Source organism: Achromobacter sp. JD417 (assembly GCF_041879325.1).
Taxonomy (GTDB): domain Bacteria; phylum Pseudomonadota; class Gammaproteobacteria; order Burkholderiales; family Burkholderiaceae_B; genus Achromobacter; species Achromobacter mucicolens.
This window is the reverse complement of sequence record NZ_CP087159.1, coordinates 2217775-2233177: the sequence shown is the minus strand read 5'-3', so window position 1 is coordinate 2233177 and position 15403 is coordinate 2217775. Positions and strand designations below refer to the sequence as shown.

General features: G+C 66.8%; 15 protein-coding genes. 9 read left to right on the top strand and 6 right to left on the bottom strand.

What is annotated here, in order from left to right; genetic code table 11:
* Positions 1-2: 2 nt before the first annotated feature.
* The 7 genes from ccmC to ccmI all read left to right on the top strand — a co-directional run bounded on the left by ccmC (position 3) and on the right by ccmI (position 5933).
* A complete protein-coding gene (gene ccmC / locus LN047_RS10270; protein ID WP_373981684.1) occupies positions 3-839 on the top strand; it encodes a heme ABC transporter permease CcmC in 837 nt (278 codons plus the stop codon).
* Positions 836-985: a heme exporter protein CcmD gene (gene ccmD / locus LN047_RS10265; RefSeq protein ID WP_056316183.1), complete on the top strand. Its 150-nt coding sequence runs from the start codon at positions 836-838 to the stop codon at positions 983-985. Before ccmC ends, ccmD begins: the two co-directional genes overlap by 4 nt.
* Positions 982-1503, top strand: coding sequence for a cytochrome c maturation protein CcmE (ccmE, locus tag LN047_RS10260; protein WP_373981683.1), 522 nt, complete (start codon positions 982-984; stop codon positions 1501-1503). The genes ccmD and ccmE overlap by 4 nt, the downstream gene beginning before the upstream one ends.
* Positions 1500-3524, top strand: coding sequence for a heme lyase CcmF/NrfE family subunit (locus LN047_RS10255; protein WP_373981682.1), 2025 nt, complete (start codon positions 1500-1502; stop codon positions 3522-3524). Before ccmE ends, LN047_RS10255 begins: the two co-directional genes overlap by 4 nt.
* Entirely contained in the window at positions 3524-4045 is a 522-nt protein-coding gene (locus LN047_RS10250) for a DsbE family thiol:disulfide interchange protein (protein ID WP_062841797.1), read from the top strand. The genes LN047_RS10255 and LN047_RS10250 overlap by 1 nt, the downstream gene beginning before the upstream one ends.
* A gap of 107 nt (positions 4046-4152) precedes the next feature.
* A complete protein-coding gene (locus tag LN047_RS10245) occupies positions 4153-4587 on the top strand; it encodes a cytochrome c-type biogenesis protein (RefSeq protein WP_373981681.1) in 435 nt (144 codons plus the stop codon).
* Positions 4584-5933, top strand: coding sequence for a c-type cytochrome biogenesis protein CcmI (ccmI, locus tag LN047_RS10240; protein ID WP_373981680.1), 1350 nt, complete (start codon positions 4584-4586; stop codon positions 5931-5933). The genes LN047_RS10245 and ccmI overlap by 4 nt, the downstream gene beginning before the upstream one ends.
* Positions 5934-5972: 39 nt before the next feature.
* Here the strand turns inward: ccmI and LN047_RS10235 are convergent, their stop codons facing one another.
* The 5 genes from LN047_RS10235 to LN047_RS10215 all read right to left on the bottom strand — a co-directional run bounded on the left by LN047_RS10235 (position 5973) and on the right by LN047_RS10215 (position 11717).
* Positions 5973-6368, bottom strand: coding sequence for a molybdopterin dinucleotide binding domain-containing protein (locus tag LN047_RS10235; RefSeq protein WP_373982122.1), 396 nt, complete (start codon positions 6366-6368; stop codon positions 5973-5975).
* A gap of 1708 nt (positions 6369-8076) precedes the next feature.
* On the bottom strand, positions 8077-8262 hold the full coding sequence (locus LN047_RS10230; RefSeq protein ID WP_373982121.1) for a chaplin family protein: 186 nt from the start codon (positions 8260-8262) through the stop codon (positions 8077-8079).
* 948 nt (positions 8263-9210) lie between these two features.
* Positions 9211-10245, bottom strand: coding sequence for an NrfD/PsrC family molybdoenzyme membrane anchor subunit (gene nrfD, locus LN047_RS10225; protein WP_373981679.1), 1035 nt, complete (start codon positions 10243-10245; stop codon positions 9211-9213).
* Positions 10246-10264: 19 nt separating this feature from the next.
* Positions 10265-11038 carry a sulfate reduction electron transfer complex DsrMKJOP subunit DsrO gene (gene dsrO, locus LN047_RS10220; RefSeq protein WP_056316165.1) on the bottom strand — a complete coding sequence of 258 codons (774 nt, stop codon included), beginning with the start codon at positions 11036-11038 and terminating at the stop codon, positions 10265-10267.
* Positions 11039-11165: 127 nt separating this feature from the next.
* On the bottom strand, positions 11166-11717 hold the full coding sequence (locus tag LN047_RS10215; RefSeq protein ID WP_373981678.1) for a DNA-deoxyinosine glycosylase: 552 nt from the start codon (positions 11715-11717) through the stop codon (positions 11166-11168).
* A gap of 172 nt (positions 11718-11889) precedes the next feature.
* On the opposite strand from LN047_RS10215, the gene LN047_RS10210 reads away from it, so the two are divergent.
* The gene (locus tag LN047_RS10210) at positions 11890-12753 is read left to right on the top strand and encodes a pirin family protein (RefSeq protein WP_179688826.1); all 864 of its coding nucleotides are present in this window, start codon (positions 11890-11892) and stop codon (positions 12751-12753) included.
* A gap of 68 nt (positions 12754-12821) precedes the next feature.
* Here the strand turns inward: LN047_RS10210 and LN047_RS10205 are convergent, their stop codons facing one another.
* Complete coding sequence (locus tag LN047_RS10205) at positions 12822-13778, bottom strand: DUF2332 domain-containing protein (RefSeq protein WP_373981677.1); 957 nt, start codon at positions 13776-13778, stop codon at positions 12822-12824.
* Between the two features lie 503 nt (positions 13779-14281).
* Here LN047_RS10205 and LN047_RS10200 point away from each other — a divergent pair.
* The gene (locus LN047_RS10200) at positions 14282-14707 is read left to right on the top strand and encodes a hypothetical protein (RefSeq protein WP_373981676.1); all 426 of its coding nucleotides are present in this window, start codon (positions 14282-14284) and stop codon (positions 14705-14707) included.
* Positions 14708-15403: the final 696 nt, after the last annotated feature.

The following is a 15403-nucleotide window of genomic DNA, read 5'->3' as shown; positions in this document are numbered from 1 at the left end:
CTATGCACAATCCCTCCACCTTCGACGCTCCCCGCCCCGCCGCCGCGCGGTCAAGCTGGCTGCGCTATGCGTCGCCCGCGCTTTTCTATCCGCTGGCCGGGCGGATGATTCCGTTCTTCGGGGCGGGCGCAGCCCTACTTGCCGCGGCCGGCTTGTACACGGGCCTCGTGGTGGCCCCCATCGACAGCCAGCAGGGCGAGGTCTACCGCATCCTCTTCATCCACGTGGCCGCGGCCTGGATGTCGATGTTCCTGTATCTGGTGATGGCGGGGTATGCGGCGCTGGGCCTCATCTTCAATACGCGTCTGTCGTTCATGATGATGCGCGCGCTGGCGCCCACGGGCGCGCTCTTTACTTTCCTGACGCTGTGGACCGGCGCCCTGTGGGGCAAGCCGACCTGGGGCACGTGGTGGGTCTGGGACGCCCGGCTCACGTCCGAGCTGATCCTGCTGTTCCTGTACCTGGGCTTCATGGCTCTCCAGGCCGCCACCGACGACACGCAGCGCGCGGACCGCGGCGGCGCCATCCTGCTGCTGGCGGGCGTGGTGAACGTGCCGATCATCTATTTCTCGGTGCAATGGTGGAGCACGCTGCACCAGGGCGCCTCGATCAACCTGACGTCGGCCCCCAGCATGGCGCGCGTCATGGTGACCGCCATGCTGCTGATGGTGGCGGCCTTCTGGCTGTACAGCGCGGCGGTCGCGCTGGCGCGGGTGCGCGGGATCATTGCAGAGCGCGAGCCGGGCGCCGTGCTATCGGGTGGCATGCCGGCGGCCGGTTTGCCGGACGGCGGGGCGGCTGGCGGCGTGCGCCGCGGCACGCGGTCGGAGGCGCCATGAACTGGGACACGTTTTTTTCGCTGCAGGGCCACGGGCCTTACCTGATGGGCGCCTATGGCGTCACGATCGCGCTGATGGCGTGGGAAGTGCTGGCGCTGTGGCGGCGCGCACGCCGCGCGCGCCGCCCCGGGGGGCCGCGCCGATGACCCCGCGCAAACGCCGCGCGCTCGCCATCGTGGGCGGCCTTGGCCTGTTGGGGCTGGCCACCGCGCTGGTGCTCAACGCGCTGCAATCGAACCTGGTGTTCTTCTTCAGCCCGACGCAGGTGGTGGCGCACGAGGCGCCCGCCAGCGGCAGCTTCCGCGTGGGCGGTCTGGTAGAACAAGGCTCGCTGCGCCGCGACGCCGACGGCCTGACGCTGCGCTTTGCGGTGACGGACACCGCCCACGCCGTGCCCGTCACCTACCAGGGCCTCCTGCCCGACCTGTTCCGCGAGGGCAAGGGCGTGGTAGTGGCCGGCAAGATGGGCACGGACGGCGTGTTCCGCGCGACCGAGGTGCTGGCCAAGCACGACGAAAACTACATGCCGCCCGAAGCCGCCGACGCGATCAAGAAGGCGGAGCAGCGCGCGCAGGGTGGGGCTGGCGTACCGGCGGCCGGCGTACCGGCATCGGGCTTACCGGCATCGGGCTACGCCCCAGCCTTTCAGGCGGAGGCGCGATGATCCCCGAAATCGGTCTTTTCTGCCTGATCCTCGCGCTGCTGGTCGCAGTGGCGCAAGGCACCCTGCCGCTCATCGGCGCGGCCACCGGCTGGCAAGCCGGATTGCGTGTGGCCCGGCCCGCCGCCATCGGCCAGTTCGGCCTGACGACGCTGGCCTTCGCCTGCCTGGCGTGGTCGTTCGTGCACAACGATTTTTCGGTGCTGTATGTGGCTGCGAATTCCCACGCCGACCTGCCGGCCGGCTACCGCTTCGCGGCGGTGTGGGGCGGACACGAGGGGTCGCTGCTGCTGTGGCTGTATCTGCTGACCGCGTGGACGCTTGCCGTGGCGCTATGCAGCAAGCGGCTGCCCCTGCCCTTCGTCGGCCGCGTGCTGGCGGTGATGGGCTGGATCAGCGTGGGCTTCCTGCTGTTCATGCTGTTCCTGTCCAATCCGTTCGAGCGCCTGATCCCGCCTGCCATGGCGGGCCGCGACCTGAACCCGCTGCTGCAGGACCCCGGCATGATCGTGCACCCGCCCATGCTGTACATGGGCTACGTGGGCTTCTCGGTGGCGTTCGCCTTTGCCATTGCGGCGCTCCTGTCGGGCGAGCTGGACGCGATGTGGGCGCGCTGGGTGCGGCCGTGGACGCTGGCCGCGTGGACGTTCCTGACCATCGGCATCCTGCTGGGCAGCGCGTGGGCGTACTACGTGCTCGGCTGGGGCGGCTGGTGGTTCTGGGACCCGGTCGAGAACGCGTCGTTCATGCCGTGGCTGGCGGGCACGGCGCTGATCCATTCACTGATCGTGACCGAGCGGCGCGGCGCATTCCGCAGCTGGACCGTGCTGCTGGCCATCTGCACGTTTTCGCTCAGCATCCTGGGCACGTTCCTGGTCCGTTCGGGTGTGCTGACGTCGGTTCACGCGTTTGCGGTGGACCCGGGCCGGGGGCTGTACATCCTCGCGTTCATGACGCTGATCGTGGGCGGCTCGCTTGCCCTGTATGCCTGGCGCGCGCCCACCGTCGGGCTGGGCGGCGGCTTTTCGCTGCTGTCGCGTGAATCGCTGCTGCTGTCCAACAACGTGGTGCTGACGGTCGCCGCGGGTTCGGTGCTGCTGGGCACGCTGTACCCCGTCGTGCTGGACGTGATGGAGTGGGGCAAGATCTCCATCGGGCCGCCCTACTTCGAAGCCGTGTTCGTGCCGCTGGTGACGCCCGCGATCTTCCTGATGGGGGTGGGACCCGTCGCGCGCTGGAAACAGGCCGAGGTGCCCGAGCTGGGCAAACGCCTGCGCGTGGCCTTCGTGGTCAGCGTGCTGACGGCGGTGCTGGTGCCGCTGGCAATGCCCGGGCCGTCGCGCTTCGGTTCGCCGATGATCGTGCTGGGCCTGTGGCTTGCCGCCTGGTCTGTCGCCAGCGCCGCGGCGCACGCGCGCCAGCGCCTGATGGAAGGCGACGGCGAGGTGCTGCGGCGGCTTACGCGCCAGCCGCGCGCCTGGTACGGGATGCTGCTGGCGCACGTGGGCGTGGGCATCTTCATCGCGGGCGTCACGCTTGCCAACGGCTACGAGGACAAGCGCGAACTGCGCGTGGACGTGGGCGCCACGCAGGAAGCCGGCGGCTACCAGTTCACGTTTGCCGGCATCGGCCCGGCCACCGGTCCCAACTACACCGCGCAACGCGCGGTATTCCACGTCGTGCGGGACGGCAAGCCGGTGGTGACGCTGTATCCCGAAAAGCGCCATTACACCGTGCAGGACATGGCGCTCAGCCAGGCCGACATCGACAGCGGCATTACCCGCGACCTCTTCGTGGCGCTGGGCGAACCGGTGGCCGGCAACGCCTGGACCGTGCGCATCCAGGTCAAGCCCTTCATGACCTGGATCTGGACCGGCTGCATCCTGATGGCGCTGGGCGGCCTGCTGGCGGCGGGCGACGGCCGCTACCGGCGTGCGCAGCAAGCGCAGACCAAGGCAGAGGCACAGCGGGCAGCGCAGGCCGGCCTGCCCGAGACCGCCCGCGCGGCGCGGGAGGGCTATTGATGCTGCGCTATCTGCTGCCGCTTGCGATCTTTCTGACGATGGCCGTGTTCCTGGCGAAGGGGCTGTCGCGCGATCCACGCGCCGTGCCGTCCGCGATGATCGACAAACCCGCGCCCGCCATCGGCCTGCCCGACCTGCTGGAGCCCGGCAAGACGCTGGATGTGGAGTCGCAGCGCGGCAAGGTGTGGCTGCTGAATGTGTGGGCGTCCTGGTGCGGCCCCTGCAAGGACGAACTGCCCGTGCTGCGCGAGGCCGCGCAGCGCCACGGCATTGCGCTTTACGGGCTGAACTACAAGGACAAGCCCGACGAGGCGCGCCAATGGCTGGCGCGCAACGGCAATCCCTACCTGGCCTCCGCCAGCGACGTCGACGGGCGCGTGGGCATCGAGTATGGCGTCTACGGCGTGCCCGAGACCTTCGTGATCGACGGCGACGGGCGCATCCGCTACAAGCACCTAGGCCTCATCACGCCGGAGCTATGGCGCACCCGCCTGCAACCTGTCATCGAGGCGCTGCAATGACCGCCGCGCCTTGTCAGCCTTGCCCGCTGCTTCCTCTTTCGTTGCTTCGTCTTTCGCTGCGTCGTCGTTCGCTACGTCGTCTGCTTCTGCCGCTACTGCTAAGCCTTGTGCTGCTGCCCGCCGCGCTGCTTGCCGCGCCCGCGCCCAATGCCGCGCCCCCCGCCGTGCTGTCGGCCGAACAGGAGCAGCGCGCCGACAAGCTGGCACATGGATTGCGCTGCCTGGTCTGCCAGAACCAGACCCTGGCCGAATCCAATGCGCCGCTAGCGCAGGACATGCGCAACCTCATTCGCGGCCAGCTTGCCGACGGCAAGACCGACGCGCAGATCATGCGCTTTTTCGAAGACCGCTACGGCGACTTCGTGCGCTACGACCCGCCGTTCAAGCCGGTCACCTGGCTGCTCTGGCTGGGCCCCTTCGCGCTGCTGGCGCTGGGCTTTCTGGTGCTGGTGCGCACACTCAAGCGGCGTGCCGGCGTGCGCGCGTCGCTGACCGCGGACGAACGCGCCCGCGCCGCCCGCTTCCTGGATTCCGGCTCATGACCACGCTCTGGCTCATCGTCCTGGTCCTGCTCTTGGCCACCCTGCTCTGCCTGGTGCCGCCGCTGCTGCGCCGCACGCCGGCCGCGGAGACCGCGTCGGACGCCAGCGTGCGCGCCTTCTACCTCGCGCAGCGCGAACAACTGCGCCGCGATCTCGCCAACGGCGCCCTCACCCCGCAGGCGCACGCCCGCGCCGACGAAGAACTGCAGCGAGACCTGCTGCAGGATCTGGCGATGCGCCGCGATCCGCGCGCGCGGCTGGGCGGTCAGCGCGCCGGCCTGGCCGCGGCCTGCGTGCTGACGGTAGCCGTTCCGGTGGCCGCGGTGCTGCTGTACGGCCAGCTCGGCAATCCGCGCGCGGCCGCCACCGTCGCCTTGTCGCAGGCGCCCGAGCCGCATGCGCAGGCGGCGGACAACGACATGGCGCTGGCAATCAACGCGCTGGCCCAGCGCCTGCGCGCCTCGCCCGATGACGCCGATGGCTGGTACATGCTGGCGCGTTCCTACGAAACGCTGGGCCGCTACAACGACGCCGTCGCCGCTTATCAGGAAGTGCTGCGGTTAGTGCCCGGCCAACCCGCCGTGCTGGCCGATCTGGCCGACGCGCTGCTGTCGACACGGCAGGGACAGCCCGACGAGGCCTCCATTGCCGCTGTCGCGCAAGCGCTTCAGGCCGATCCCGACCAGCCCAAGGCCCTGGCGCTGGCCGGCATGATGGCGCTGCGCCGCGGCGACGCCGCCGACGCGCTGACGCACTGGGAACGGCTGCGCGCGCTGCTGCCGCCGGACTCTGAGGCCGCGCGGCAGATCCAGACGAACATCGCCCAGGCGCGCGCCATGGCAGCAAGCGGCACGGCGGGGGGAGCCGCCGCGCCGCCGGCTTCCGGCAATTCGGCATCCACCGCCGCGGGCCAACCGGCGACGGCGCCGGGGCCAACGGCATCCGGCGTGGCGACGCCCGGCGCAGCGGCGCCCTCCCCTTCCGCCGGCGCTTCGGTCACGACCGCCCGGCTCGCCGGCCAGGCGCGGATCGCTGACGCCCTGCGCGATCAGGTCCGCCCGACCGACACCGTTTTCATCCTGGCGCGCCCCATGACGGGATCGCGCATGCCCGTCGCCATCCTGAAGATGCAGGCCGCGGACCTGCCGCGGGCCTTCGTGCTGGACGACAGCACCGCCATGTCGCCGGACGCCACGCTGTCCAAGGCCGGCAAGGTGCGTGTGGAGATTCGCGTCAGCCGCTCGGGCAACGCCGCCGCCCAGCCCGGAGACCTGAACGGCGTGCTGACGGATGTGGGGCCTCGGGCGGACGGTCTGGCGCTGGTGGCCGACACCGTCGTGCCCTGACGCTTACCGCCGCGCACGCGGACCGGCCCCCCACAGCCGTCAGACCCGCTCGATCCGGGCAGGCAGGCCTTGCCGCACCGCCGCGCCCGACACCCAATCGATCCAGACGTTGGCGTGCTGACCCCGCGTCGCGTCGCCAAAACCCAGGTCGTTCAGGTTGACGCCCGAGGCCAGCGCCGGGTCGTGCGGCATGGGCTTGCCATCCACGACATGAACCCGCGCGCCCAGCTCGGTGTGGCCGTAGCCGTGCTCGATGCCCACCGCGCCCGGCTGCACGCCGTCGCGCAGCAACGCCGGCCCTGTTACCGACCCGCCGGGCGTGACGATGCGCACCGCATCGCCGTTGCGGATGCCCAGCCGTTCGCCGTCCTGCCGGTTGATCGACACCGGGTTGTGCGGATGCACCTGACGCAGGCGGTTCACGCCAATCGACATCGAGCTCATCAGATTGGACTTGAACGAACTCAGCAGGAACGGCCAATCCTGCCGCGGATACGCATCGCGCATGTCGCGGCCGTCTGCCAGCCTGGTCGGATACCAGGTGGGACAACCGCTGTACCGCTCGCCCGTCATCGCATGACGAAAGCCCGCCAGTTCTTCGCTCCACACGTGCAGCGGCTTGGCGTGCGCCACGCGCGTGCGGCGCGTCTGGCCGCCTTCTTGCGTCCAGGCGTCGTCCATCCGGTCGAATCGCCCGCCGCGGCTCATCAACATGGCCACCTGCCGCCATTCGGCAGGCTTGAGCTTGGCCTGCAGCAGGTCGCGATAGCGGTCGACGCCGGTCAGCGCCATGTCGTCGTCGCTGGCCTGCGGCACCGGCCGTCCCGCGGCAAACGCGATGTTCGCCATGCCGCGCAGAAAGAAGTCCTCGGGCGTATCCAGCGCGTACTTGACGCCCTCCTTGTCTGACATCGCGCCCTCGCCGAATCCCGGCATGGCCAGGCGTTTGGCGCACGCGATCAGGAAGGTCTCCAGGCAAACCGGCTCATTCGTGGCCGTGCGCGCCACGCGCGGCTGCACGGCGGGCCAGCGCACCGTCGAGGCCTTGGCCACCACGTCCGCCCACGGCGCCGACACGCCCCAGCTTTCGTACGTGACCGTGTCCGGCACGATGTAATCGGCCAGCGCGTTGGTCTCGTTGATGAAAGGGTTGATCGACACCGCCAGCGGCAGGATGCGCGGGTCCTTCAGTTTTTCCAGCGCCACGTGCTTGAACCCGGCAATGCCGTAGACCGGGTTGCTCATGTGGTTGAACCAGACCTTGGCACGGTACGGATAACCCGCCAGCGCCGAGGCCAGCATCTCGGAACTGAGGCCGCCCGTCGCCGGATACCACGGCGCGGCTGCCGGATAGGCAGGCTGGCCCGCGGCCTTCTTGCGCTTGAATTCGCTGGATTTTTCATACGGAAAGCGGTTGCGCGACAGCGACACGCCCTTGGGCGTGGCCTTGTTCGCGAAGCCGGCAATGTTGTAGCGCGGCCCCGCGCCGTAAGGCGGAAACGGCCCGGCATCCAGTACCAGTCCGCCTTCCACGTTCAGGTTGCCCAACAGCGTGTTGAGCATGGCGATGGCGTAGGCGGTGTAGAAGCCCGAGCCGCTCATGGTGCCGCCGTGCGCATCGGCCACGGCGCGCTTGCCGTGACTGGTGAAACGCTCGGCCAGGGACGCGATTTTCGCTGCCGGCACGCCGCAGAGCGTGGCGTACTCGTCCAGCGTCTTACGGCGCGCCTCTTCGCGCAGCAGGTCCAGCGAGGTCCGGACCCGCAGCGTCCCTTGTGTACCGGCCAACCCGGGCGCGGCGACGGGCTCGTCGACAAACAGCGCAGCCGGCGAGGCCGTCGTGTGCGGCGCCAACGTGCCGTCCGCCAGACGCACGACGTAGACGTCCTCCCATTTCTCATCCGCGTCGGCCGGGCGCGCCCAGCCCATATCGGCGCCGCGCAAAAAGGCGCCCAGGCGCGGATGGCCCGGTTCGGCCACCACCAGGTGCGTGGCGTTGGTCCACGCCGCCTCGCCCGCCGCCTTCATGGCGGCGGGGCCCGGCTGCGCCAGCATGCGCGCGTCGAACCGTTCGTTGTCCAGAATCCAGCGGATCAGCCCCATGGCCAGCGCCAGATCGCTAGCTGGATTGACGGGCACCCATTCATTGCCTGATCCCGCCGACAGGCTGGACGAGGCCGGCAACACGGGCGACACCACCACATAGCTGAATCCCGATTCCTGCGGGCGCACGCGCGCCTCGGCCAGCTGACGCGCCTGGCGTTGAAAGGGATTGCCCGCCTGCGCCGGCGCCGCGCCAATGAAGAGCCCGAAGCGTGCGTTGTCCCAGTCCGGCTTGCCGTGCGGCATGCCCTTCAGGTCGCCCAGCGCCGCGCCCGCCCCCACCCGGAAACTCTGCCCGCAGTACGAGCCGTGATTGCTGAAGTTGACGGTGCCGAAGGACTGTCCCGCAAAGCGCTGGATCAGCGGCGTGCGCCCCTCGTTGGAGGCGTCGGTGAACAGGAACTGGTTGACCTTCGCGCCGTACTCGGGATTGTCGGGGTCCAGCGGCGTCTCGCGGTCGTAGATCGCGCGCAGGCCGTCCACGTGGCCTTCGCCAAACAGATCGCCGCCTTCACAGACTTCCTCGACCAGCTGCTCGAAGGTGATCGTCTGCCACTTGCCCTCGCCGCGCTTGCCCACCCGCTTCAAAGGCTGCAGCACGCGATACGGGCTGTCCATCTGCTCCAGCATGGCCGAGCCGCGCGCACACGAGGTGGCGCGCCCTTCCAGGCCGCTGTCCCCGCCCAATTGCGCGTAGACATCGCGCACCGGCGTGTCCATGGCCGCGGGCCGTGTCGTGGCCAGCGGGTGATACGGGTTGCCAGCGACGCGCAGGATGCGGTTCTCGGCCGTGTCCACGCGCAGCCGCACGCCGCATTGCGTCCAGCAGCCCAGACAGCTCGACGGGCTGACCGTCTGCCCCGGCTGGGCGCTGAGCGCACCGGTCAGCGGATCGATGCGAAATTCCGGCGGCAGCGAGTTGCCCCGCACGGCATGCGCCGTCGGCACGCCGGCCGTGCCTTGCGCCAGCCCCTTGACCGCCTTGACCACCGTGTCGCCGTAGCCCGCGGCAAACGCCGCCATGCCGCCGGCCGCCAGGCCGCCGCGCACCATGAGCTTGCGGCGGGCCTCGTCGCGAGGCAGATCCGGGCCATCGTCCGCGGCGCCGGGCTTGTCGTCTTTGTGTTGCTTGTCCATTGCGTTCTTATCCATGTGCTTTCGTCTCGGCGCGCGCTCAGGCGGCCACGGCGCGTGCGCGCGCGGGGAAGATGTCCAGGGCCCAGGTCACGACGGTGATCAGCGCCACGCACAGCCCCAGCACGCCCACCATGCCCAGCAGCCCATCGCTGCCCCAGGGCATGTCGTACAGGTACAGCCCCGCGCCGTACTTGGGCACGCCCTGCACGCTCATGAAGACCACCCAGCGGAAGATCCACGCCGCGCCCAGCATGGTCAGCGCCAACGCGGCCGACGGCAGCGGCGCGGCCAGCGTGCGTGCCGGCCGCTGCAGCAGCGCGACGATGCAGAAGGCCGTGATGACCGCGCCCGCCAGGCTCAGACGCCAGACCGGAAAGTCCGCGAAAAGCCGCAGCGCCGCCTCGAAAGACGCATCCAGTCCCGAGAGGCCCAGCAACGCCCACGCCCCCGCGCCCATCGCCATCATCACGACCGCGGTCACGCTCAACCGGCGCAGCATCGCCACGGGCAGCACGCGCAGTCCGCCGGGCAGCCAGCGGCCCACCAGGAACATCGCGCCCAGCGCGCCCAGCCAGGCGGTCAGCGCAAAGTTCACCGGCAGGAACACGGTGTGCCACAAGGGCCGCGAACGCAGCACCATGACCTCGGCGCCGGTGTAGACCAGAATGGACAGCGCCGACAGCGCCAGCGCCGCCGCCACCACCCGCAGCCACCCCATCCGGCCCCACCACCACGCCGCGCAGAACAGCAGCGCCAACGTCACGAAGACCGGCAGCAGCAATGCCCCCAGCCACATCCAGGACCACGGCGTGATGTGCGCATAGAAGTGCCAGAAGCGGCCGGGCTGGTGCAGGTCGGCCAACAGCGACACCGGCGCGGCGATGGCGCTGACCAGCAGCACCGTCACCGCCGCCGGCAGCAGGCGGCGCGCGTCGGAATCGGCGCGGCCAAACGCCGCAAAGGCGGCGGTCAGCGCGGTGGTGGCGCTGATGCCGATAAGAAAGAAATACTGCACGGCCCAAGGCAGCCAGGCGGCGTCGTAGACCGGCGTGAGCAATTCAGAGATTTGCATGAGTGTCCCCTTCCTTGGCTCAGTGGCCGCCCGCTAGGCGCACGCCGGCCTGGCCGTCAACCTGATGCACGAACGCATCGGGCAGGCCGATGTAAAAAACGTGGGGATCGGTCTTCATCTCGGGCTTGAGCACCTTGATGTCCGCCTTGTGTTCGGCCAGCAAGCGCGAAATGGCGCTGTCCGGATCGTTCATGTCCCCGATCACCCGGGCGCCGCCCACGCAGCTTTCCACGCACGCCGGCAGCAACCCGGCTTCCAGCCGGTGCTCGCAGAACGTGCACTTGTCGGCCGTCTGGGTCTCGTGATTGATGAAGCGCGCATCGTAGGGACAGGCCTGCACGCAGTAACCGCACCCCACGCAGCGCGCGTTGTCGACCAGCACGATGCCGTCTTCGCGCTGGAAGGTCGCCTGCACCGGGCAGACCGGCACACAGGGCGGCTTGTCGCAGTGGTTGCACAGGCGCGGCAGCATGACCATCGAACACGGGCCGCCCGCGTCGGGCGTGACCTCGTACTGCAGGACGGTGGTGCGGAACTGCCCGATAGGCGGCACGTTTTCCAGCGAACAGCTCACCGTACAGGACTGGCAGCCGATGCATTTGCGCATGTCGACAACCATGCCGTAGCGCTTGCCGGCCATGCCGGGCCGGCGCGGCGGCTGGCCATTGAGCCCGGGCGCGGCGTCGGCGTGGATGGGAATGACGGTGGCCGCGGCGCCCAGGCCGAGCAGCCCTTTCAGAAAGCCACGCTTGCCCGGCAGCGGTGTTTCCGGGGGGCTGGTGGGGGTGTGCATCGTTAAACTCCGAAACGTTTAGGTGTTACGGAAATTAACTTATCACTTGTAGTTATATAGCACCTTGATAAGCGTCAATTGGGGGACGGAGTTACGGTAGCGGCGGGCGTTTGGCCTGGACGTCTCGTCAGGGCGTTGGAAGCGTCAGCGCCGGTTCCCAGGCAGCCAGTTTCTGCGCGAAGCTGGCCGAAGCATGCGCGGGGCTGGTCGAAGGCAGTTCAAAAAACTGGATCGAGGCGGCAGCAGGCAGGTTGGGCAACGCATGCCGCCGGAACATCGCCGCGGCCTTCGCGCCGTTGAAACAGATGCGTGCAATCGAGGGATAGCGGTCCAAGAACGCGTTGAAATCGTTCGGCACCAGCGTGTCGCCCCGGATATCGGCGTCCAGGCTGCCCGGCCGTTCGCAAGCCTGCAGCACATCCCACAGCGCCACGCGGTTCGCCCGCAGTGCCTGCAACCGCTCGTCGTAACCCAGCCCGGCGTCAAACCCGAAGATCCGCGCCGCCAGCGGCCAAAATGCGTTGCGCGGATGCGCGTAATACTGCGCCTGCCGCAGCGACGCCACGCCCGGCATGGAGCCCAGCACCAGCACGCGCGGGCCGTCCCCCACCACCGGGGCAAATCCCGTAACCACCGCCTCGCGCCGCACCGCCGCGATGTCGTCCCTGATCTTGTCCATGCCCGCAAGGATACCCGCCGCGACGCTGGCTCGCCCGCCTCGCCCGCATTGATCGTTCGCCACATGGAACGGTGCTTATCAATCACGAGCACTACCGGGAATGCCGATCCGCCCTTATCTTCTTCCCTATGACGAACGGCCCCGAAGGGGCCGCGCAACAGGAAACCTCACCATGAAGAAGATCCTCGGCGTGCACGCCAGCCCCCGTCCCCACTGGGTGGGCGACGGATTTCCGGTGCGCTCCATGTTCTCGTACAACGACAAAGGCCGCGACACCAGCCCGTTCCTGCTGCTGGACTACGCCGGCCCCGCCGAATTCGGTCCGGCCAGCCAGCCCCGCGGCGTCGGCCAGCACCCGCACCGCGGCTTCGAAACCGTGACCATCGTCTACAGCGGCGAAGTCGAACACCGCGACTCCACCGGCAACGGCGGCGTCATCGGCCCCGGCGACGTCCAGTGGATGACGGCGGCGTCCGGCATCCTGCACGAGGAATTCCATTCCCACGCCTTCACCCGCACGGGCGGCAAACTGGAAATGGTGCAGCTCTGGGTCAACCTGCCCGCCAAGGACAAGAAGGCGCCGGCCGGCTACCAGGGCATTCTGAACGCAGACATCCCGGTCGTGGATCTGCCCGACGACGCCGGCACGCTCCGCGTGATCGCAGGCAATTACGCCGGACACGCGGGGCCCGCCCGGACCTTTACGCCGATGGACGTGTGGGACGTGAAGCTGGCGGCGGGCAAGACGGCCACCTTCCCCGTTGCCGCGGGCCGCAACAGCATGCTCGTCATGCTGCGCGGCACAGTGCTGGTCAACGGCGAATCCGTCGCGCGGGATGCGCAATTGGCGCTGTTCTCCAAAGAGGGCGAGGACATCACGGTCGAAGCGAATAACGACGCGGTGTTTTTGATCTTGAGCGGGGAGCCGATTGATGAACCCGTGGTCGGGTATGGGCCGTTTGTGATGAACTCGCAAGCGGAGATCGTCGAGGCGATCCAGGACTTCAATGCCGGAAAGTATGGGCAGATGGGGTAAGGGTTGATAGCGGCCTTTCCCATCTCTCCATGGCGATTCCTACGTTGATCAGCGTAGGAATCGCTGGATCACAGCCAATGCAGCGCGGCGCCATGAGGGTCTGTCCAGGCCACCGCATGGCCATCAATGCATAACAGGAACATACCGGACGGCTGCTGCACGTCTGCAGGCAAGAATTGCGGAAATACCAGCGGACTTTCGTTGCTAACCCAGACGCAACGCGAGGCCTGCATGCCGCGCGCGAATTCATGGCGCTGTGCCGGCTCCGCAACGTAGTTCAGAACGGCAGAGTGATACACCACAACCGTCGCGTCCGCTGGCGCCTGTTCGATTAAGGAGGGAAGATCTCGTCGTAAATCGCCTTGGACAATCTGAGGTGACTCGCGTTTGCAGATCCGCAGCGCAGACTGAAGGCGCGCAAGCCGTGGAGCATCTTCGGGCCACACCAAATCTTCCAGCCACTTCTTGTCATTTTCGCAATCGACGTCGATCGGGCTCAGGTCTAGTCCCGCCCTCCAAACAATTTCAGGATAAGTGCGAGGCAGCGGGGCAGGACCGGTGACGTCACAGGGGAAGACTGGGTAATCTGAACCGTCCGAGCCGGGAACGAGGCGTTGTAAACCCCAGTCGTAGCCGTATTTGTCCATCAGCAAACAGAGCCCTGCAGATGCTCCCACTTCGATTAGCGCGATCTTTCCCGCGATTGAGGCGAGAGCGGGCATTAATACCGCGCAACGGCCTGGCTCGTTGGTCTGGGTCGAACGAGCCAGCATAACCGCCCGGATAGCGGCGCCATGCTGCGTCAGACCTGCATCGAACTGCGCTGTCGATGTGGGCGTGCCCACTGCATGCCGGAACGCTGCAAACAGCAGATTGGGTTGCTGCTTGTCTACGGGCAAATCCTGTAGAAAAGCTAATGCGTCAGTCGATCCCGCGACATGCAACGCCCATTGTTCATACAGCGGAGAGCGACCCGCCGCCTCGATTTTGGCAAACCGAAGATAGCGTTCAGCAAGTCGATTCATGCCGTCTCCCCCTGCCCAAGTTAATAAGGGCAGATTAGCATCGCAAACCTGAATCAGCCTCGTCGCTAAGCACGGCCCCCTTCGGCAACGAAAGTGTCGGTCCGCGGAAGTCGAACATTACCAGGGGGCCGTTGCTAACCACCGTATCGCGAAGCGCAGGGCATTGAGGGTCGACTTCTCGCAGCCCTGGGACTGGCACTGCGAAGATACAGATCACGTCCGACGCGTTGCTGACAAGGGTGTCGCCATGACGCACATCTGCTGCTCGCCACCCGACAAACTGCCAGCGATTTGACGGCGCTCATTGGCTGCCCGTCCAATCTGCGCGATAGCACGTTGTTCTGAACCCAGGCGCAATGGCAAAAATAGCCATAAAGGTGGGCGTTATTTCGGGCATCAATGCGGTTCAGGGATTCGTAGAATCGACTGATGGATTAGGCTGCCTCAACAGTCGGACTGCTTTTTCAGTGATTGGAAATTTTTAACGGAGGGAGGTTCGTTTTATGGATATTTCCAAAGGCCTACCGTTAACGGTGAAGTCCCGCAGCATTGCGGACCTGAATCTTCCGCTGGTCAAACCGACTGCTAACTTTGCTCATAAGTTAGAGGCTTCGGCTGAAGCGCTGCGCAACGCGGAAGCAGTAGAACGCCGCATGGCTCGCCTTCCAGCCGACAACTCGCCCCAAAATGCCGTTAAAGCTGTTATGAAGGGCGATCAGCGTGTTGCTACCATTTATAAGTCGGGCGTCATAGAGATCACCGATCAATTCGCCGAACAACTGAAAGGCCTGGATCTTCCGAGTGATGCTTCTAGCAACTTGGGATCGATTCGTGCCGCAATGATAGCGAAGGCTGTGGGCGGGGAGATTTTGGATTTAAAAACAACTACTGCTACCGCTTCGCAATCTCGGTTTTCAATAACGGCGTAGATTCCGTTGAATTGATTTTTAATGAGCAACCCATCTGACATGGGTTAGCACCTCCGGGACGGCATTGGTAGCCAGCTACGACCGCGCCACCCAATGAACTTCCTTGGGTGTTTTGAATTGTGACGACTGCTACGGTCGTGCCAACAGAAATATTCCATCGCCTGCGTGTCTTAGCCGCATTCGGTGTGGGATCCATGCGAGTCGTTCCGGTAGCCTGAGTTCGGCGGCCCTTCATTTCCCGCAGGACCTCGGCGGGGTCTTCTGGGCGGCTTAATACGCGACGGGAGGCTTCTTGAGACCGCCAGCATGCCCACACATGAGCCTTGAGCTGCCAGTTGAACCGCTGCTTGTGGCCGGTTGCAGCCCCTGGTGGCGGTCCGCTTCCGACCCGGAACGGACGGTTGGCGTTATACGAAGCGGCCGTTCGTGTGTAGGGATCGGGGCGTGTAATCTATCTATATGGTTATTGCGGTGCACCGAATCATTCGATAAGGAGGCAAATATTGGCTGGGCCTTATATTCCTCACTATGTTGGAGAGGCGGTTGAAAGAAAGTTGAGAAGCCGTCGTGGTTGGCTAACGGCAGGCGTAGCCACGTCAATCGCTTGGCCACCCGCTGATGTTTGGGTTACCTATGACGGGGAGGACTACTTCCTACGAGGTTCGAAGCTGAACGGTGCCCCCTCGCCGCCCGGGA